At 71.5% G+C, this 20,483-nt stretch carries 16 protein-coding genes; 14 read left to right on the top strand and 2 right to left on the bottom strand.

Going from position 1 to position 20,483, the window contains the following annotated elements; translation table 11 throughout:
- Positions 1-162: 162 nt before the first annotated feature.
- Entirely contained in the window at positions 163-981 is an 819-nt protein-coding gene (locus C8E97_RS32435) for an aminoglycoside phosphotransferase family protein (RefSeq protein WP_170212054.1), read from the bottom strand.
- A 681-nt stretch (positions 982-1,662) separates the two neighbouring features.
- Here C8E97_RS32435 and C8E97_RS32440 point away from each other — a divergent pair.
- The 14 genes from C8E97_RS32440 to C8E97_RS32505 all read left to right on the top strand — a co-directional run bounded on the left by C8E97_RS32440 (position 1,663) and on the right by C8E97_RS32505 (position 16,047).
- Positions 1,663-3,627: a carbamoyltransferase family protein gene (locus C8E97_RS32440; protein ID WP_121009902.1), complete on the top strand. Its 1,965-nt coding sequence runs from the start codon at positions 1,663-1,665 to the stop codon at positions 3,625-3,627.
- A 59-nt stretch (positions 3,628-3,686) separates the two neighbouring features.
- Positions 3,687-4,511, top strand: coding sequence for a phytanoyl-CoA dioxygenase family protein (locus C8E97_RS32445; protein ID WP_170212055.1), 825 nt, complete (start codon positions 3,687-3,689; stop codon positions 4,509-4,511).
- A gap of 36 nt (positions 4,512-4,547) precedes the next feature.
- The gene (locus C8E97_RS32450; RefSeq protein ID WP_121009905.1) at positions 4,548-5,774 is read left to right on the top strand and encodes a glycosyltransferase; all 1,227 of its coding nucleotides are present in this window, start codon (positions 4,548-4,550) and stop codon (positions 5,772-5,774) included.
- Positions 5,775-5,850: 76 nt separating this feature from the next.
- The gene (locus tag C8E97_RS32455) at positions 5,851-6,927 is read left to right on the top strand and encodes an amidinotransferase (RefSeq protein ID WP_121009908.1); all 1,077 of its coding nucleotides are present in this window, start codon (positions 5,851-5,853) and stop codon (positions 6,925-6,927) included.
- 31 nt (positions 6,928-6,958) lie between these two features.
- A complete protein-coding gene (locus C8E97_RS32460) occupies positions 6,959-8,158 on the top strand; it encodes an aminotransferase class III-fold pyridoxal phosphate-dependent enzyme (RefSeq protein ID WP_121009911.1) in 1,200 nt (399 codons plus the stop codon).
- Positions 8,159-8,170: 12 nt separating this feature from the next.
- On the top strand, positions 8,171-8,959 hold the full coding sequence (locus C8E97_RS32465; protein ID WP_121009914.1) for a 5'/3'-nucleotidase SurE: 789 nt from the start codon (positions 8,171-8,173) through the stop codon (positions 8,957-8,959).
- A gap of 54 nt (positions 8,960-9,013) precedes the next feature.
- A complete protein-coding gene (locus tag C8E97_RS32470; RefSeq protein ID WP_170212057.1) occupies positions 9,014-10,660 on the top strand; it encodes a carbamoyltransferase family protein in 1,647 nt (548 codons plus the stop codon).
- Positions 10,657-11,961 carry a condensation domain-containing protein gene (locus tag C8E97_RS32475; protein ID WP_121009920.1) on the top strand — a complete coding sequence of 435 codons (1,305 nt, stop codon included), beginning with the start codon at positions 10,657-10,659 and terminating at the stop codon, positions 11,959-11,961. Before C8E97_RS32470 ends, C8E97_RS32475 begins: the two co-directional genes overlap by 4 nt.
- Complete coding sequence (locus C8E97_RS32480; protein ID WP_147455292.1) at positions 11,958-12,605, top strand: HAD family hydrolase; 648 nt, start codon at positions 11,958-11,960, stop codon at positions 12,603-12,605. Before C8E97_RS32475 ends, C8E97_RS32480 begins: the two co-directional genes overlap by 4 nt.
- Before the next feature lie 41 nt (positions 12,606-12,646).
- The gene (locus C8E97_RS32485; RefSeq protein WP_121000825.1) at positions 12,647-13,738 is read left to right on the top strand and encodes an inositol-3-phosphate synthase; all 1,092 of its coding nucleotides are present in this window, start codon (positions 12,647-12,649) and stop codon (positions 13,736-13,738) included.
- 131 nt (positions 13,739-13,869) lie between these two features.
- Complete coding sequence (locus C8E97_RS32490) at positions 13,870-14,724, top strand: phosphotransferase (protein ID WP_246019299.1); 855 nt, start codon at positions 13,870-13,872, stop codon at positions 14,722-14,724.
- A gap of 36 nt (positions 14,725-14,760) precedes the next feature.
- Positions 14,761-15,063: a TFIIB-type zinc ribbon-containing protein gene (locus C8E97_RS32495; protein WP_121009929.1), complete on the top strand. Its 303-nt coding sequence runs from the start codon at positions 14,761-14,763 to the stop codon at positions 15,061-15,063.
- 106 nt (positions 15,064-15,169) lie between these two features.
- Complete coding sequence (locus tag C8E97_RS32500) at positions 15,170-15,616, top strand: hypothetical protein (protein ID WP_121009932.1); 447 nt, start codon at positions 15,170-15,172, stop codon at positions 15,614-15,616.
- On the top strand, positions 15,613-16,047 hold the full coding sequence (locus C8E97_RS32505; protein WP_147455293.1) for a hypothetical protein: 435 nt from the start codon (positions 15,613-15,615) through the stop codon (positions 16,045-16,047). Before C8E97_RS32500 ends, C8E97_RS32505 begins: the two co-directional genes overlap by 4 nt.
- A 456-nt stretch (positions 16,048-16,503) precedes the next feature.
- Here C8E97_RS32505 and C8E97_RS32510 read toward each other — a convergent pair whose 3' ends face one another.
- On the bottom strand, positions 16,504-20,400 hold the full coding sequence (locus C8E97_RS32510) for a DNA-directed RNA polymerase subunit beta' (RefSeq protein ID WP_121009938.1): 3,897 nt from the start codon (positions 20,398-20,400) through the stop codon (positions 16,504-16,506).
- Positions 20,401-20,483 lie beyond the last annotated feature (83 nt).

Here is a 20,483-nt window from a genome sequence, read left to right on the forward strand (position 1 = left end):
CGAACGGAGCGTGCCCTCACCCGCCGGGAGGAGCCGGTGCGGCATGTGCCGGGACCGCGTGACCATTCGTCGGAGCGTCGGCGGAAATATTTCACCGGAGCGCCCTCGGCCGACTGCCCGACCCCGCCGCGCGCCACGCGGGCGACCCGGACCACGCCCGGCTCACCGCATCAGCCACTGGCACATCAGCCGACCGACCTCCACGTCCGGCCCCGCACCGCTCACCGCCGACCAGACGCAGTAGTCGACCGCCCTGACCAGCGTCCACGCCCTGGTCAGGTCCGGGTCGAGGCCGGCGTGGTCGACCACCGCCCGCAACCGCGCGTCGAACGCCGCGGGTCCGTCGATCGCCTCGAACCGGTTCCACAGCAGGGGGCTCGCGCCGAACTCCGGGTCCCCGACCACCACCTTCGGGTCGATGACCAGCCACGACTCGCGCGCACCGGCCAGCACGTTGGCGTAGTGCAGGTCCTGGTCGACCAGGATCGACGCGCTCGACGCGCTCAGCGCCACCGAAGCCTCCAGGGCCGCGTCCAGCACCCGTCGCGGCACCGGGGCCGCGGTCCTCGCCCAGTCCGCCACGACCTGCTCGCGCCAGCCCCGCTGCTGGTCGGCGAGGGTGGGCAAGCCGTCGGGCGCCGGGATCGCCAGCTCGCCCAGCAGCCGCGCGCCCACCTCGACGGCGGTGTCCACCGGCGCGTCGAGCAGGGAGCGATCCTCGTCCAGCCGCTCCAGCAGCAGGGCGCACGCCTCGTCGTCCCGGTCCAGCAGCAGGACCACGCCCTTTCCACCCCACGCGGCCAATGCCGAAGCTTCGTACTTGGTCTTGTCATCCGGCCACGACACCTTCAGCACGCACCGTTCACCCGCGGCGGTCGAAGCCGGCAGCACGACCGCGCAGTTGCCGTGCAGCACCCGTCCCTCAAGGCGCAGGCCCCAGCGCCCGGTCAAGCGGTCGACGACGTCCGGCAGCCCGTCCACCCACCGGCTGCCGCGCGGGCCGTACCGGAATACGGTTTCCCGAACAAAGCGCTCAGGAATCTTAATGACCATCCGATGTCCTTCGCATTACGTGTCGTGCCCGCGCGCGGACCGAAGCCCGCGCCGGGCCGGCGTTCAACCGTTCACAGGATTAACGCTGAGGCGCACCGCACACTTGCTACGGAGAGCCACGGGTCACTACACCAACAGACTAGTGGCATTGAAAGACCCGGTCGTGTAGCGTCTGCGGCGACATTGCGGACATTTACGAACGACGACCTGGGGGAAGCCGTGGTTTCGACCGCTTCGTAGTTTCCACGCCGAGGCCGTGAACGACCCGCGGGGCGGAGAGCGCCGCGGGGCGAGCTCGTGCCGGACCGGCGAATGAACCGTTCCAGAACCGCGCGACCGGCGCGGTGATAAAGGTGGACGGACCCTGACCGCCGGTTCCGGGGTCCGCACCGACGCGTGCGGACCGGGCTCGACATTCAGGTGCACGGTTCCCGTTTTTTCTCGGCCGCGCGGCAGTGCGCCAATTCTTTCGACGTGCACGTCGACCCGACCGGTGGGCATTCCGCCCGACCGGCGAGCCGGCGCGCGCGGTGGAACCGCCTACGCAGTCCCGCACCGGAACGCTGGTCCGCCCGTGCGTCGGTGCCGCACATCCCTGGAGTTCCCAACATGGCAGTTCTCGGCGTGTCCGGCCTCTTCGCCACGGAGACGGACGACTACGACCCGAGCAGGTTCTTCGCCTTCTACCACGACGCGACGGCCTGCCTGGTCCACAACGGACGGACCCTGGCGGCGATCGAGGAGGAGCGGCTCAACCGCGACAAGCACACCAACAGGTTCCCGATCAACGCCATCCGGGCCTGCCTGGACGCCTCGGGCACGGACGCGCGCGACATCTCCCACGTCGCCTACTTCTTCGAAGAGGCTTACACCGACCAGGACATCGCCCGAGAGGCCCTCGACGACCCGGGTATGCCCCTGGTCCCCTCGCGGACCCTCCTGCACCAGCGGATCACCGAGGCGACCGGGGTCGACCTGAGCGACCGGCCGACCTCGTTCCTCACCCACCACGAGACCCACGCGGCCTCGGCGTTCTACGACTCCGGCATGTCGTCCGCGCTCATCGTGGTGTCCGACGGCAACGGCGAGCGCGACGGCATCTGCGTGTTCGCCGGCGACGGCGACGGCATCCGCCTCCTCCACGCCTACAACCGCAGCAACTCGCTCGGCCACTTCTACACCGCGGTCACGAAGTACGTCGGCTACAAGAACTTCGACGAGTACAAGGTGATGGGCCTCGCCTCGTTCGGTGACCGCTCGGTGTACCGCAAGCTGTTCTCCGAGCTGTACGCGTTCGGCCCCGACGGCAACTACGCGCTGGCCAACGACCGCGTGGTGAAGACCCTGATCGAGGAGGTCGGCCCGCCCCGACGGCACGACGACCCGATCACCCGCGTCCACAAGGACCTCGCGGCGGCGGCGCAGGAGGCGGTCGAGCGGATCGGCCTGCACGTGATCGAGCACTGGCTGCGGCGGACCGGGCTGACCGACCTGTGCCTCGCGGGCGGCGTCGCGCAGAACACGACGCTGAACGGCAAGCTGCTGAAGCTGCCCGGCGTGCGGCGGGTGTTCATCCCGCCGTCGCCGCACGACGCGGGCGCGGCGCTGGGCGCGGCCATGATCATCGACCGGCGGCTCCACGGCCGGGTGCACGACGTCTTCAGCCCGACCGCCTACCTGGGCGCGCCGCTGGGCGACGACGAGCACATCCGGGCGCGCCTGGACGCCTGGGGCGACTTCATCACCTACGAGCGGCCCGAGCACCTGGAGCGGGACGTCGCCGCGGCGCTCGCGGGCGGCACGGTGATCGGGTGGACGCAGGGCCGGGCCGAGTTCGGCCCCCGCGCGCTGGGCAACCGCAGCATCCTGGCCGACCCCCGCCCGGCGGAGAACCGCGACCGGGTCAACCTCATGATCAAGCAGCGCGAGGACTACCGCCCGTTCGCCCCCGTCGTCACCGCGCCCGACGCCGCGACCTACTTCGAGCTGGACGGCGCCGAGGCGGACCACAGCTACATGGGCTTCGTCGTGCCCGTGCGCGAGGAGCACCGCGCCGGCCTGGGCGCCATCACGCACGTGGACGGCACCGCCCGCGTCCAGGCGCTGCGCGAGGAGCAGAACCCCCGGCTGTACCGGCTGCTCAAGGAGTTCGAGGCGGTCGCGGGGGTCCCCGTGCTGCTCAACACCTCCTTCAACAACCACGCCGAGCCGATCGTGCAGTCGGTCGACGACGCGGTGACGAGCTTCCTCACCACGGGGCTGGACCTGCTGGTGGTCGGCCCGTACGTGGTGCAGCGCACCGACACCCCGGCGGAGGCGCTGGCCAAGTCCCGCCTGGAGATCCCCCGGTTCTGCCAGGTGGTCCGCACCGTCGACCGCCACGGCGAGAACCAGGTGATCATCCGCACCAGCCGGCCGAACCGGAGGACCCCGGTCAGCGCGGTGCTCGCCGAGCTGCTGCGCGAGGGCGGCCGGATCTCCGACCTCCCCCTCGCCGCCGACGAGCGGGAGGAGCTGGTCCGCGAGGTGCGCAGGCTCTGGGACAACCGCCTCGTCGTGGTCTCGCCGAGCTGAGCCGGCCCCCGCGTCCCTCCGCGTCCCTCCGACAAGTGACGACAAGAACAGGGGAACCCGTGTCCGAGAAGACACTGCCCGCTCCTACCACCGATTTCGCCCAGGCCAAGCGCGACGTCCGGGAGCACGGCTACGCCGTGCTGGCCGGCCTGCTGAGCGCCGACCAGGTCGCGCGGCTGCGCGAGCGCGTCGAGGTCGTCGCCGCCGAGCAGCGCGAGCGGCAGGAGGACTGGACGACCAACGGGAACCAGAAGGTCTTCATGCTCCTCAACCACGGCCAGGAGTTCCTGGAGCTGGCGGAGCACCCCGTGGCCGTCGAGTTCGCCGCGGACCAGGTCGGGCCCGACCCGCTGCTGTCGAGCATCACCGCGAACATCGCCAAGCCCGGCAACGTGCAGCAGCAGCTGCACGCCGACCAGCAGTACGTCCCGGAGCCGTGGCCGTACGTGTCGTCGATGAACGTCGTGTGGGCGCTCGACGACTTCACCTCCGAGAACGGCGCCACCGTGGTCGTGCCCGGAAGCCACCTGCTCCAGCGCGCGCCCGACGGCACCCACGAGCGGCTGGAGTCCATCACCGGCCCGGCGGGCAGCGCGGTCGTGCTCGACGGCCGGGTGTGGCACGGCGCGGGCGTGAACAAGACCGAGTCCGGCACCCGGATCGCGATCCTGTCGCACTACTGCGCGCCCTACATCCGGCAGCAGGAGAACATCATGCGCTCCCTCAGGCCCGAGGTCCGCTCGTCCCTCACGGCCGGCCAGCGCAAGCTGCTCGGCTACGACGTGTGGTCGGGGCTCGGCGTGGTCGGCGGTCCCCCGCGCGACTGGACGACGCGCAAGGACCGCAGCGGTCCCACCAACGCCGACGGCCTGTTCCAGGACTGACCCGACGGCCTCTGACTGACACGGAGCGTGGTTGAGATGCCGGGACGATTCGCGTCGCGGACCTCGGGGCAGTCCTGGAACCGGCCGCCCAAGGCAGCGGTGCTCTACCTGACCAACCAGTCGTCGTACCCGCCGCACAGCGGCGGCCAGGTGCGCGAGTGGCAGTTCCTGTCCAGGCTGGACGGGCTGTACGAGGTGCACTTCGTCGCGGTGACACCGCACTTCGACCGGGACGTCGAGACGTTCGACGCCCTGCTGCGGCACTGCCGCACCGTCACGTTCTTCGAGGCGGACCCGGCGGAGGGCGACCCGGCGGTGCTGCCCGACCGCGTCCGGCGGCACTGCCGCGCCGACGTCAACCCGTACCTGCGGTCGTTCATCGCGGCCAACGGCATCTCCTTCGTCCACGTGGAGGGCTTCTTCCTCATGCCGCACGTGCCCGAGGACTGCGGCGTGCCCGTGCACCTGGTCGAGGAGAACATCGAGTACCAGCTGGAGAAGAGCAGGCAGGAGGTGCTCGGCGGGGACGGTCCGCACTGGACGGTCACCCGCGACCTCGAACACGCCGCGTGGCGGCGGGCCGCGAAGTGCGGCGTGGTGAGCCTGGACGACGAAGCGGTGATGCGCGCGGACATGCCCGACCTGTCGGTGTCGTGGCTGCCGATGGGCTGCGACCACTTCCGCGCGTCGGACGACCCCGGCGAGTTCGGGCGCACCACCGTGGACGGTCCGCTGGTGGTCTACACCGGCAGCGCGGCGTGGAGCCCGAGCCGCGACGCCACCCTGTGGCTGCTCGACCACATCTGGCCGCGGGTGCGGGCACGGGTGCCCGCGGCGACGCTCGCCGTCGCGGGCAGCGGCCAGACACGGGAGGCGCTCGGCCTCACCGAGGTCGACCCGTCCGTCCGGCTGCTCGGCACCCTGCCGAGCTTCGGACCGCTGCTCGGCGCGGCGGACGTCTTCCTCTGCCCGCTGCGGTTCGGCGGTGGCACCAAGGCGAAGATCCTGGAGGGCCTGGCCGCCGGCTGCGCCGTGGTCAGCACGCCCGCGGGCGTCCAGGGCATCGACCCCGAGGTCCGCGAGGCGGTCCTGGTGCGCGACTCGGCGGAGGAACTCGCGGACGCCGTCACCCACCTGCTGGTGGACGGCGCGTCCGCCGAGCAGCTGCGCAAGCACCTCGACTCGGTCCGCCACCTCCTGCCCACGTGGGATGACGCCCTGTCGCACCTGGACAAGGCGTGGTCCGAGACAGCCGGCAAGTGACCGGCGGACACCCACGGCACGACAGACACCCGGAGATCCACCACCGGGGCCATTTCACCGAGAAAGGCACTGTCACATGACCATCGTCTCTTCCTACAACGAGTGGGACCCCCTGGAAGAGGTCATCATCGGTACGGCTCGTGGTGCGGGCAAACTCGCGTTCGAACCGGCACTGGCCGCCTACTACCCGAAAGCCGACCCGGAGCGCGGGTTCAAGGGCGCACCGTACCCGCCGGAGGACGTGGAGCGGGCCGAGCGCCAGCTCGACACGTTCGCCCTGGCGCTGGAGAAGGAGGGCGTCACGGTCCAGCGCCCCGACCCGGTGAACCACATCGCGCCGTTCTCCACCCCCGACTTCGAGGTGGCCAACGGGCACGCGCAGACCTGCCCGCGCGACGTCATGCTGGTCGTCGGCGACCGCATCATCGAGGTCCCGATGGCGCAGCGCGGCCGGTTCTTCGAGTACCGGGCCTACCGGCGGCTGGTCAAGGAGTACTTCGCCGGTGGCGCGCAGTGGGTCGCCGCGCCGCGCCCGCAGCTCACCGCGGAGACCTACACCGAGGACTACACCACCGAGGACGAGCTGTACGACTTCACCACGCACCCCGCGCTGACGGAGTTCGAGCCGCTGTTCGACGCCGCGTCGTTCACCCGGTGCGGTCGGGACATCTTCGTCCAGCCCGACGTGGTGACCAACAGGTTCGGCATCGAGTGGCTCCGCCGCTACCTCGGCCCGGAGTTCCGGGTGCGGGTCGTCGAGTTCACCGACCGCTACCCGCAGCACATCGACACCACCCTCGTCCCGCTGCGCCCCGGCCTCGCCCTGACCAACCCGGAGCGCCCCTTCAAGGACGACTCGGCGAAGTTCTTCGCCGACAACGACTGGCGCCTGGTCGACGCCGTCCCGTCGGTGCGCACCGGCCCGCCGACCACGCGCGACGTGAGCAACTGGATCTCGATGAACATCCTGATGCTCAACCCGGAGACGGTCGTGGTCGAGTCGGCGGAGACCCCGCTGATCGAGCTGTTCAAGTCGCTCAAGATCGACGTCATCACCGTCGACTTCGACGCGGTGTTCCAGTTCGGCGGCAGCTTCCACTGCTGCAGCCTGGACATCCGCCGCCAAGGCGAGTTGCAGAGCTACTTCGCCTAGTCACCGCGACGTCCGGAACTGGAGGACCTACGTGGACGCGCACGCGTTGATCGAGCGAGCCACGCTGATCGACGGTGGGGTGCTCGCGAAACCCCACCTGCTGGGTGGGGGCATCGCCGGCGCCAACGAGCCGCAATGGGTCTCGTCCGCCTGCGGCGCCAGGGTGAAGGACGAGGCCGGCCGGCCGTTCCTGGACTTCCTGCTCGGTTTCGGGTCCGTCATCCTCGGGCACGCCGACCCGCGCGTCACCGAAGAGGTCGTCCAGGACATCCGCGAAGGCGTCTCGCCGACCCTGCGGAAGGTGAAGGAACTGGAGCTGGCCGACCTGCTGACGCAGGTCGTCCCGAACGCGGAGATGACGATCCCGCTGAAGTCCGGCTCGGACGCGACCAGCGCGGCGGTCCGGATCTCCCGCGCCTACACCAGGCGATCCCTGGTGGTCCGCTGGGGTTACCAGGGTTGGCACGACTGGTGCGCGCCGCGGGGCGCGGGCATCCCCGACGCCTACCGGGAGCTCACCATCACCGTCCCCTTCAACGACGTGGACGCCCTGGGTGAGGTCTTCGCCCGGCATGGCGACCGGATCGCGGCCCTGGTCGTCATGCCGGCGGACGGGCACGTGCTCGACCGCGAGTACCTGCACGAGTGCCGCAGGCTCACCGACCGGTACGGCAGCCTCTTCGTGCTCGACGAGGTCCGGACCGGGTTCCGGCTGGCGCTCGGGGGCGCCCAGGAGTACTTCGGCGTCTCGGCGGACCTCGTCGCGCTCAGCAAGGCGATGGCCAACGGGCACCCCGTCTCGGCCCTCGCCGGGCGCGAGGAGGTCATGCGGACCCTCGCCGACGTGTCGCTGTCCGGCGTGTTCTTCCGCAGTTCCGACGGCATGGCCGCGGCGCTGGCGACGATCCGGGTCCTCCGGGACACCGACGCGCTGGAGACCGTGTGGGCGCGCGGGCGGCAACTGCTCGACGGGCTGGCCGCGGCGGCGGCCAGGACGGGCGCGCCGGTGCGCCCGGTCGGCCTGCCGCCCATGCCCTACCACGAGTTCGACCTCACCGGCGAGGCGCTGATGAGGGCGGAGCAGAAGTTCTACGAAACCGTCTGGGAACAGGGGCTCCTGCTGTCGCGGGGGCACCACTGGTTCACCTGCGAGGCGATGACCTCGGAGGACGTCCGGTGGGCGATCGACGTCATCACCACCGGTTACGAGGCCGTGGCGGCGTACGGATGAAGGCGGTGGCTCGTGATCCTCGCGACGAACGATGACGGAGTGGCCGCGCCCGGGCTGGCCGCGCTGGTCCGGGCGCTGGAAGCGGCCGGCGTCGAGCACGTGGTGTTCGGCAACGAGGAGGGGTGGACCGGGGCCGGCGCCGCGATGGCGGTGCCGTCCGGTCGGCCCTCGATCGTCCGGGTGGTCGGGGACGCGTGGTCCTTCCGGGACAGCACCCCGGCGTTGATGGTCGCCTCGGCGTTCTCGGGGCTGGCGGGGCCCGCGCCGCGGGGCGTCGTCGTCGGGATCAACCACGGGCCCAACGTCGGCCGCATGACCGAGTTCTCGGGCACGGTCGGGGCCGCGATCACGGCGGCCGCCTTCGGCGCGTCGGCGGTCGCGGTCAGCAGCGACGACGTCTACTCGACGCACGGCCGGGAGGACGGGCCGCTGGAGGGCGAACTGGCCGGGGAGCTGGCGGTCACGCTGCTCGACGCGGCCCTCGACCTCGGCCGCGGTGTCGCGCTGAGCCTGAACGTCCCGAACCTCGACCGCGGTCTGGTCCGGGGGCTGCGCGTCGCGCCGCCCGCGCCGGTGCTGCCGTTCGTCCGGTGCTCCTCGACCGGCGAGCTGACCTGGGCCCCGCGCGCGGTCGAGGCGCCGGAGGGCAGCGACGTGGCGCTCCTGGCGGCCGGTTTCGCGACCGTGACGGTGGTGCGGGGCGCGGTCGCCCCGGACGAGCTGGCCGCGCGCGTCGCGATCATCGAGGCCGATCGGTGGGGTGGGCGACCGGTACCCGCCCGCCTGGCACAAGAGGTGTGAACAGCTATGGCAACCAGACGCGGAGAGGGATTCATGTCGTCAGCATCTCGTTGGGTGGTCGGCCTCAATCACGGTGCGCACGACTCGTCTTGTGCGCTGCTGCGCGACGGCGAGCTGGTGGTGACCGTGGAGCAGGAGCGGCTGTCCCGACGCAAACGAGCAGTGGACCAGTCACCGGCCGACGCGCTGAAGTTCTGCCTGGACCACGCCGGCATCCGGCTCTCGGACGTCGACGTGGTCGCGCTGGGCTCCGACCACGACCGCCTCGCGGAGTGGCTCCACCTGGAGGGCGCGGAGCGCCTGCGCGTCCTGCCGTTCGACACCCCGGAGTGGCTGTTCCCGGACCGGCTCTTCGACGGTGAGCGCCCGCGCGAGGTCCGCCCGGTGGCGCACCACCTCGCGCACGCGGCGAGCGCGTTCTGGCCGAGCGGGTACGAGGACTGCGCGGTGCTCGTCGTGGACGCGATGGGCGAGGACACGGCCACGTCCATCGCCCTCGGCGAGGGCCGCGACCTCCGCATCGTGGAGGACTTCGGCGTCGAGACCTCGCTCGGCTTCTTCTACGAGGCCGCGTCCGAGTTCGCCGGCCTGGGCCGCAACGACGGCGGCAAGCTGATGGGGCTCGCCTCGTACGGCCGCGCCGCGCACGACGCGGCGCTCGCCTTCGAGGACGGCACCATCGTGTGGCGCGGTGTGCCCGACGCGACGACGGTCGGGCGCGACCTGATCAACGAGCGGTCGGCGGCGTTGCAGGAGCACTTCGCGCGGGCCTCGTTCCCCTACGCGCCCCGCCGCGAAGAGTCGATCATGGCCTACGCGGACTTCGCCGCCTCGGCCCAGCGCGCGTTGGAGACGACGCTGCTCGCGCTCGCCGCGCGGGCGCGGGAGCTGACCGGCCGGGAGCGGCTGGCCATCGCCGGCGGCGTCGGCCTGAACTGCACCGCCAACGGGAAGCTCGCCGACAGCGGCATCTTCGACCAGGTCTACGTGCAGCCGATGGCGCACGACGCGGGTGTCGCGCTCGGCGCGGCGCTGGTGGTGGCCAACGAGACGACCGACCTGACGGGCCGCTCGCGCATGGAGCACGCGTACTGGGGCCCGGACCTGGCCGACGAGGACGTGGCCAAGGCGTTCGCGAACGCGGGCATCCGCGCCGAGGAGCTGCCGTACGAGTCGCTGCTGCCCGAGGTGGTCAGGCTGATCGAGTCCGGCGCGGTCGTCGCCTGGGGCCAGGGTCGGGCCGAGGTCGGGCCGCGCGCGCTCGGCGCGCGCAGCTTCCTGGGCGACCCGCGCGACCGCCAGTCGCTCACCCGGTTGAACAACGCGAAGAACCGGGAGATGTGGCGCCCGCTCGCGCCCAGCGTCCAGGCGGAGCACTTCCACGAGTTCTTCGACGGCTCGCCCAACCCGTTCATGATCGTCGCGGCCAAGGTGCGCCCCGAGGTCCGCACGCGCATCCCCGCGGTGGTCCACGTCGACGGCTCGGCGCGCCCGCAGGCGGTCACGGCGGAGGCGAACCCCGTCTACCACGCCCTGCTCGGCGAGTTCCACCGCCGCGCCGGTGTCCCGGTGCTGGTGAACACCTCGCTGAACGTCGCGGAGGAGCCGATGGCGTCGTCGGCCGCCGACATCCTCGGCACCTTCGTGAAGAGCGGTGCGGACGCCGTCGTCATCGGCCGCCACCTCGCGGTCCGGTCATGACGCACCGGGTGGTGGAGGCGCTCCACGACGAGGAGGAGATCCCGCCGTCGCCGGTGCTGGCCGGCGTGCCGTTCCGGGCGGGCGTCGACGACGAGGCGTGGTTCCTCGCGAGCCGCGAGGACGGGCGGCCGACGCTGGCCTCGCAGTCGTGGTGGGACCTGCCCGCGTCGGCCGACACCGCGCTGCTGCTCAAGGCGGTGGGCGTGGTGGCGGCCGGCCACGACGTGCTCACGTCGCGGTTCGCCTACGACGGCGACCGGGTGGTCTGCATTCCGGGCTCGGCCGGGCCCGCGCTGCTGGAGCTGCGCCGCTCGGGCGGGTCGTGGACCGCGCCCGCCATCGAGTCCGACATCGACCCCCTGGCGGGGCCGGTGGTCCGGGCGCTGGTCGAGCGGCACGACTCGGGCGTCCGCTTCGGCCTCCAGGTCAGCCACGCGGTCGTCGACGGGTGGTCGTGGAAGCTGCTGCTGGACGAGCTCGCGGACACCTACGACCTGCTCGCGGCGGGCCACGAGGCCCGGCCGCTCCCGGCGCCGCAGATGCGCGACTGGGCAGCGGCCCAGCACGCGCTGCTGGCGGCCACCGGGGACGACCGGGTCCGCCGGTGGGAGGCGCTGCTGGCCGGGGCGGGCCTCGAACCGGTCGACGTCGACCGGCTGACCGGTTCCTGGTCGGGCGAGCTCGGCTGGGAGGCGCCCGCGTCGCGGTGGGACTCGGTGGTCGATGCGGCGAAGCGGCTGCGGGTCTCCCCGCTCACCCTGCTGGCGGGCCTGCTCGCCCGGACGCTGAGCGCGGTGCGCGGGCGTCCGGGCGCGATCCGCATCCCGTTCCTCAACCGGGACCTGCCCGGTTCGACGGAGATCATCGGCAACCTCAGCAGCCAGCTGCTCGTGCCCTTCCCCGACGTCTCGGCGCTGACCGACGAGCAGGTGGTCGAGGCGGTGCGCGACACGGTCCTGGAGGGCGTCTCGTGCGCGCCGGTCCCCTACGACCAGGCGCTGACCGGTCTGTGGGGCCCCCGGCAGGCCGCGCACGTCCACCTGTGGGCGCCGTTCCTGTCGCTCCAGGACGAGGACGAGGAGCCGCTGCTGGCGGGCGGCCACGTGACCGAGGTCGTCTCGCCGGCCGACGAGCAGGACGGGTGCGAGGTCACGATCGAGCACGACGAGGACGAGCTGCGGATCAGCGCCGCCTGGCGCGGCGTCTCGGAACGCGCGGCGCAGGACTTCATCCGCACGTTCGAGCTGTTCGTGCTGTCCGTCATCGACCTCGACGGCGGCCGGGCGGGGGTGTCGCCGTGAGACCGACACTCCTGATGGACGCGGGAGGGGTCTTCTTCAGCAACGTGAACGAGGAGACCCCCTTCCTGACGTCGATCGCCGAGCGGTACGAGGCCGACCCGGTGGTGTTCCAGGCCGAGGTGGCCGGCCGGCAGCACGAGTACGAGTCCGACGAGCGGACCGCGCACGAGGTGCTGGCCGACTGCCTGCTCGCCGCCGGGGGCGCGTTGCCGCTGGGGCTGGACGAGCAGTGGGCCGACGAGCTGTACCTGAGCTGCGTCTCCGGGTACGGCGAGACGTTCGCGCAGGTGGAGCGCGTCCGGCGGGAGCACCCCCGGCTCCGGCTGGCGCTCGCGAACAACGAGGCCGCGCACTGGGACCGGCTGAAGAACGACAAGCACGGCCACTTCGACCTGTTCGAGGTCCTCTGCTCGTCCTGGGTCGTGGGCGAGGTGAAGCCGTCCAAGGCGTACTTCGACCGCGCCCTGGAGCGTTGCGGGGGCGAGCGGGGTCGATCGGTCCTCATCGACGACCGGCCCGCGGTGGTCGCCGCGGCCGAGGCCAACGGCCTCCACTCCGTTCTTCTGGAGCACCCCTCGGGGATCCACGCGGCGCTGGACGCGGCGCTGGAAAGACTGGGGACGTCAATCGGCGGTACCCGGTGACGTCGACCGCACGTCACCGATCACGAGCTGAGGAGTTTGAGATGGGCGACAACCGCCGCACGGTTCGAGTGGCCATTGTCGGGGTTGGCAACTGCGCGGCGTCGCTGGTGCAGGGTGTCCACTACTACCGCGATGCCGATCCGGGTACCCGGGTGCCCGGGTTGATGCACGTCGAGTTCGGTGGCTACCACGTGCGGGACGTGGAGTTCGTGGCCGCGTTCGACGTGGATGCCAAGAAGGTCGGCACGGATCTGTCCGAGGCGATCGGGGCCAGTGAGAACAACACGATCAAGATCGCCGATGTGCCGCCGTTGGGTGTGACGGTGCAGCGGGGGCCGACGTTGGACGGTCTGGGGCGGTTCTACCGGGAGACGATCGAGGAGTCCGACGAGGCGCCGGTGGACGTGGTGGCCGCGTTGCGTGACGCGGAGGTCGACGTGCTGGTGTCGTATCTGCCGGTGGGGTCGGAGGAGGCGGACCGGTTCTACGCGCGGGCCGCGATCGAGGCGCGGGTGGCGTTCGTCAACGCGTTGCCGGTGTTCATCGCCTCGGATCCGGAGTGGGCGCGCCGGTTCGAGGAGGCGGGTGTGCCGATCGTGGGTGACGACATCAAGTCGCAGGTGGGTGCGACGATCACGCATCGGGTGCTGGCCAGGCTGTTCGAGGACCGGGGTGTGCAGTTGGACCGGACCATGCAGTTGAACGTGGGCGGCAACATGGACTTTTTGAACATGAAGGAGTTGGAGCGGCTGGAGTCCAAGAAGGTCTCCAAGACGCAGGCGGTGACGTCGCAGGTCGATCGGGAGATGGGCAGGCGGAATGTGCACATCGGGCCGTCGGACTACGTGTCGTGGTTGGACGACCGGAAGTGGGCGTATGTGCGGTTGGAGGGTCGGGCGTTCGGTGACGTGCCGTTGAACCTGGAGTACAAGTTGGAGGTGTGGGACTCGCCGAACTCGGCGGGGATCATCATCGACGCGGTGCGGGCGGCGAAGATCGCGTTGGACCGGGGTGTCGGCGGGCCGATCCTGTCGGCGTCGTCGTACTTCATGAAGTCCCCGCCGGTGCAGTACTCGGACTCGGCGGCGCACGAGGCCGTCGAGGCGTTCATCCGCGGCGACGTCGAACGCTGACCGGGACCGGGACCGAACACCGCGCGAGTCGGATGCCGCTCGCGGGCAGGGGCCGAGTTCCCGCCCGCGAGCGGCGCCGCCCGTCCCGGCGAAAGCCCACGACCGCTCGCCGCGCCGGCCACAATGACCGGGTGAGCTCGGAGTCGATCGCAGACGTGGTGGCGGCCCTGTCCGGCGGGGCGGAGCACGCCGTGCTCGCCGTGCGCGGCGAGGTGGTGGTGGTCCGGGTCGGCGACGTGGTGCTCAAAGCACACGAACCGGGCACCGACGCCGATCTGCTCGCGGCCCGGCTGCGGATCGCGGAGGACCTGCCGGGCGTGCTGCTCCCGCCGCTGGGGCCACCGACCACCGTGCACGGCCGCGTGGTGACCTCCTGGCCCTACGGCACGCCGGTCGCGCAGCGCGAGCCGGACGAGCTGCCGCTGGAGGCCGCCGGCCGGCTGCTCGCCGACCTGCACCGGGTCGCCGCGCCGGCGGGCGCGCCCGAGGCGGGCGCGTGGGCGCGGATGGTGCGCGCGGTGCGCGAGGTGCCGCGCGGCGTCGCCGGCGCGGGCGTCGTCGCGGACGCGTTCGCCACCCTGCCCGCCAGGGGGCCGGACGGCTCGACCCTCATCCACGGTGACTGGCACCTGGGGCAGCTGCTGTGGCGCGACGGGTGGCGGCTGATCGACCTCGACGACCTGGGGCGCGGCGACCCGGCGTGGGACCTGGCGCGGCCGGCCGCGCTGCACCTGGCGGGCGTGCTGGACGCGGTGACGTGGCGCCGGCTGCTCGACGCCTACCTCGACGCGGGCGGGACGGCCGTCCGGCGCGCCGACCCGTGGGCCGCGCTGGAGGTGCCCGCACGCGCGCTGGTCGTCCAGATGGCGGCGCGCGCGCTGACCGCGGCCGAGCGCGACGGCAAGCGCCTGGACACCGCGCAGCGCGCTCTGATCGGGGCTTGTGCCCGGATCGTCTCCAGTCACGCGCCGGTGGCGCACGGCTAGTATCGCGGACAACTGTCAGAGCAGGAGGCTCACACGATGCAGTGTCCCAAGTGTCATGCGACCATGCGCACCTTCGACCGCATGGGCGTACACATCGAGCAGTGCGACGGCTGCCGAGGGGTCTTCCTCGACTACGGTGAGCTGGAGGCCATCACCCGCCTGGAGACCCAGATGGCCGCTCCTCCGCCGCCCCCGCCGCCCGTCGCGCCGGCCCCCGCCCAGGTGCACTACGTGCAGCAGCCCGTGCAGCCGGGGTGGGGCGCGCCGCAGCCGCACTACGGCCACGGCTACGGCCACCGCAAGCACCACGGCCTCTCGGGCCTGTTCTTCTCGTCCTGACCCGGTCCTGACCCGGTCCCGGCGCCGTCCGGGCCCGGTTTCCGCCGCCTCCGTTGCGACTCCCGAAAAACTGGGCGATACTCGGTAGTGAACCAGGGAGGTCGCCATGTCGGTCGCAACGGAGGCCGCGCAGATCCGGGATCTCTTCGACCAGATCGAGGAGATCGAGGAGGTCGCCGCGAGCCTGTCCGAGGACGACGCGCGGCGGCACAAGCTCGACGGCGTGGTGGCCCGCGCGCTGCGCAAGGCGCCGCCGGTCCGGCCCGTGGTGGCGGGCGAACTGCTCGACCTGACCGAGAAGACGGTCAAGGCGTGGGCGCGCGAGGGCGTGCTGGCCGTCCACAGCCGCGAGCCCCGGCTGCTGCTGGACGCCGTGCGGCTGCACGAGGTGCTGCACGTGGTGTCCGAGCTGCGGCGCGCCGGCCGCACCAGGGGGCTGCTGGACGAGGTGCACCGCAGGCTCGCCGACCAGGCGCTGCTCGACCGCCCCGACCTCGCGACGAGCCTGGAGCAGCTGCACCGGGGTGAAGGACGGGTAGTCCGCTCAGCTTGATCACCGTAGTCGAGACGCCCGTGGCCGGCGCCCAGGCCGCCCGGCTCCGCGGCCCCGCCCGCCAGGCGTACGAGCGCTTCCTGGACGAGCTGTCCCACCGCGGCTGCGCCGCCCTGGGCTACCGCGTCACCGGGCCGGAGCCCCTGCCCCGCCTGTGCGTGAAGCACCTGCGCGGCAACGACCGCGTCGTCGTGGCGTTCCCGCACCCGACCGACGCGTGGGTGCTGCTGGTCGGCACCCACGAGGACGACCCCGGCCGCAACCTCTACGACGCCCTGTACGAGCTGGCCGGCGTCCGCCCGCGCCTCGACGAGCGCCGCACCAAACCGCCGTGCTGCGGCGACGGCGGCCCGCCGACCTCCGACGAGGACCTGGTGGACGACCTGGTGGCCCGCGCACGCGCCCTGGCCAAGTCCCGCCGCCGGTCCTGACGGGCAGGGCGGGGGTGTCGGGGCCCCTCGCCCTGCCGTCACCGCGCGATCAACCCGGACCGGCCGGTGGCCGTCGCCGGGAGTCGGACGCGGAACCCACCCGGTGCCGGGCCACCCGGGTACGGGTGGAGCCGGTGGCACGGGACGTCGCGGGCACCGGCGGGGCCGGGGTCCGCTGGGTCGCGGAGGTGCCTCGGACCGCGAGCGGATCGCGGTCCGGGACGCGGGATCACGTCCGAGCGGACGTTATCTACTTCCGGGTAACAGCGGCAAGGGGCCCAACCGGTGATCACCCGGACGCCGCATCCGCCTGACCCCGCCGCAGCAGCGGGACCACCGCCCGTGCACGGTGCGCGACGAGCCGCCCGCACGCGTGCGAACCGGGCCCGGACGCGGAACGGCCCCCGGAGCGGGAGGCTCCGGGGGCCGTTCGGTCGTGCGGTGACCGCGATCGGGTCAGCGGTAGTCGCGACCGAAGTCGTAGTCGTCCAGCGGCACCGCCGCACCGGTACCGGTGCCGAAGACGTCCGGCGTGTAGTAGCCGTCGTCGTAGGACGGGATGGCGTAGGCCGCGGCCCGCGCTTCCTCCGTCGGCTGCACCTGGATGTTCCGGTAGCGGTTGATGCCCGTGCCTGCCGGGATCAGCTTACCGATGATCACGTTCTCCTTGAGGCCGATGAGCTTGTCCGAGCGGCCGTTGATGGCCGCGTCGGTCAGGACCCTCGTCGTCTCCTGGAACGACGCCGCCGACAGCCACGAGTCGGTGGCCAGCGACGCCTTCGTGATGCCCATCAGCACCGGACGGCCGGCGGCGGGCTCGCCGCCCTCGGCGACCACGGCGCGGTTGCCGGACTCGAACTCCGCCCGCTCGACCAGCGAGCCGGGCAGGAACTCGGTGGCGCCCGAGTCGATGATCGTCACCCGGCGCAGCATCTGCCGGACGATGACCTCGATGTGCTTGTCGTGGATCGCCACGCCCTGCGCCCGGTAGACCTTCTGGACCTCCTGCACCAGGTGCAGCTGGGCCTCGCGCGGACCCATGACGCGCAGCACCTCGTGCGGGTCGGGCGTGCCCTCCAGCAGCTGCTGGCCGACGTGCACGTGGTCGCCGTCCTGGAGCGGGCCGGTGGCCGTGTTGGCCAGCCGCTGGCGCTTGGACAGCTTCTCGAAGACGATCTCCTCGGACCCGTCGTCCGGGATGAGGGTGATCTTCCAGAACCGGTCGCCGTCCTCGATGCGCACCCGGCCGTCGACGTCCGCGATCGGCGCCTTGCCCTTGGGCACGCGGGCCTCGAACAGCTCCTGCACGCGGGGCAGACCCGTCGTGATGTCGTCGCCGGCCACACCACCCTGGTGGAAGGTGCGCATGGTCAGCTGGGTGCCGGGCTCACCGATCGACTGCGCGGCCACGATGCCGACCGCCTCGCCGACGTCGACCAGCTTGCCGGTCGCCATCGAGCGGCCGTAGCAGGACGCGCACACGCCGACCGCCGACTCGCAGGTCAGCACCGAGCGGACCTTGACCCTGGTCACGCCCGCCTCGACGAGCGTCGCCAGCGCCGGGTCGCCCAGGTCGTCACCGCGGTTGAGGACCACGTTGCCGTTGGCGTCGGTGATGTCCTCGGCGATGGTCCGGGCGTACACGGAGGTCTGCGCGAACTCGTGCAGGCCGACCTTGTCGCCGATCCGCTCGCCGACCGTCATGTTCACGCCGCGCGTGGTGCCGCAGTCGATCTCGCGGATGATGACGTCCTGCGACACGTCCACCAGACGACGGGTCAGGTAACCCGAGTCGGCGGTGCGCAGCGCGGTGTCGGCGAGACCCTTGCGGGCGCCGTGCGTGGCGATGAAGTACTCCAGCACCGACAGGCCCTCGCGGAACGAGTTCTTGATCGGCCGCGGGATGTACTCGCCCTTCGGGTTGGTCACCAGACCGCGCATGCCCGCCAGCGAGCGGACCTGGGTCATGTTGCCCGCCGCGCCGGACTTCACGATCATGCGGATCGAGTTGTCCTCGGGGAAGTTGGCCTCCATGACCTCGGCGACCTCTTCCGTCGCCTTGGTCCACACCTTGACCAGCTCGTTGTTGCGCTCGGTGTAGGAGAGCTGACCGCGCTGGTAGCGCTTCTCCACCGCGTCGGCGAGCTTCTCGTACTCGTCCAGGATGCCCTGCTTGGCCTCCGGCACGAGCACGTCGGAGATCGCCACCGTGACACCCGACCGGGTGGCCCAGTAGAAACCGGCGTCCTTCAGCTTGTCCAGCGTCCGGGCGACGGTGACCATCGGGTACCGCTCGGCGAGGTCGTTGATGACCGTGGCCTGCCGCTTCTTGGGCATGACCTCGTTCAGGAACGGGTAGTCCTGCGGCAGGACCTCGTTGAACAGGACGCGACCGAGGGTGGTCTCGGCCAGCCACGGCTGACCGGGCTCCCAGCCCTCCGGCTCCTGGCCCTTCGGCGGGTTCTTGTCCGTGATCCGGATCTTGACCATCGCCTGGAGGCCCAGCACCTTGCGGTCGAACGCCATCAGCGCCTCGGCGGGCGACGAGTACGCCAGGCCCTCGCCGATGTCGCCCTCCTTGTGCCGGGTCAGGTGGTACAGGCCGGTCACCATGTCCAGGCGGGGCATGGCCAGCGGCTTGCCCGACGCGGGCGAGAGGATGTTGTTCGACGACAGCATCAGCACGCGCGCCTCGGCCTGCGCCTCGGCGGACAGCGGCAGGTGGACCGCCATCTGGTCACCGTCGAAGTCGGCGTTGAACGCCTCGCAGACGAGCGGGTGGAGCTGGATGGCCTTGCCCTCGACCAGCTGCGGCTCGAACGCCTGGATGCCGAGGCGGTGCAGCGTCGGCGCGCGGTTGAGCAGCACGGGGTGCTCGGTGATGACCTCTTCCAGCACGTCCCACACGGCCGGGCGCGCGCGCTCGACCATCCGCTTGGCGGACTTGATGTTCTGCGCGTGGTTGAGGTCCACCAGCCGCTTCATCACGAACGGCTTGAACAGCTCCAGCGCCATCTGCTTGGGCAGGCCGCACTGGTGCAGCTTCAGCTGCGGGCCGACGACGATGACCGAACGGCCGGAGTAGTCGACGCGCTTGCCGAGCAGGTTCTGGCGGAACCGGCCCTGCTTGCCCTTGAGCAGGTCGGACAGCGACTTCAGCGGCCGGTTGCCCGGACCGGTCACCGGGCGACCGCGGCGGCCGTTGTCGAACAGCGCGTCGACGGCCTCCTGGAGCATCCGCTTCTCGTTGTTGACGATGATCTCGGGCGCGCCGAGGTCGATCAGCCGCTTGAGGCGGTTGTTCCGGTTGATGACCCGGCGGTACAGGTCGTTGAGGTCCGAGGTCGCGAACCGGCCACCGTCGAGCTGCACCATCGGGCGCAGGTCCGGCGGGATGACCGGGACGCAGTCCAGGACCATGCCCTGCGGGTTGTTGCGGGTCGCCTGGAAGGCGGCCACGACCTTCAGCCGCTTGAGGGCGCGCAGCTTCTTCTGGCCCTTGCCGCTGCGGATCGTCTCGCGCAGCACCTCGGCCTCGGCGTCCACGTCGTAGTCACCCAGCAGCTTCTGGATGGCCTCGGCGCCCATCGCGCCGGTGAAGTAGTCGCCGTAGCGGTCGTACAGCTCGCGGTAGAGCAGCTCGTCCGCGATCAGCTGGGCGCGCTCCAGCTTGGTGAAGGTGGACCAGATCTCGTCGAGCCGGTCCAGCTCGCGCTGGGCCCGGTCGCGGAGCTGGCGCATCTCGCGCTCGCCGCCCTCCTTGACCTTGCGGCGGACGTCGGACTTGGCGCCCTCCGCCTCCAGCTCGGCCAGGTCGGCTTCCAGCTTCTGCGCACGCGCCTCGACGTCGGCGTCGCGCTTGTTCTCCACGCGCTTGCGCTCGACCTGCATCTCGTTCTCGAGCGTCGGCAGGTCGTTGTGGCGCAGCTCGGTGTTCACGCCCACGATCACGTAGGCCGCGAAGTAGATGATCTTCTCAAGGTCCTTCGGCGCCAGGTCGAGCAGGTAGCCCAACCGGCTCGGGACGCCCTTGAAGTACCAGATGTGCGTGACGGGCGCGGCCAGCTCGATGTGGCCCATCCGCTCGCGGCGCACCTTGGCGCGGGTCACCTCGACGCCGCAGCGCTCGCAGATGATGCCCTTGAAGCGGACGCGCTTGTACTTGCCGCAGTAGCACTCCCAGTCCCGGGTGGGACCGAAGATCTTCTCGCAGAACAAGCCGTCCTTCTCCGGCTTGAGCGTGCGGTAGTTGATGGTCTCGGGCTTCTTGACCTCGCCGAAGGACCACTGGCGGATGTCGTCCGCGGTCGCGAGACCGATGCGGAGCTCATCGAAGAAGTTGACGTCTAGCACGTCTACTCTCTTCCCCTTTTTGGATCGTTGCCCCAGCAGGGCTGGCACGGGAGCTGGCGGTGGCCGCCGGGAGGCGCGGGAGG

This window comes from Saccharothrix australiensis, assembly GCF_003634935.1.
GTDB lineage: Bacteria > Actinomycetota > Actinomycetes > Mycobacteriales > Pseudonocardiaceae > Actinosynnema > Actinosynnema australiense.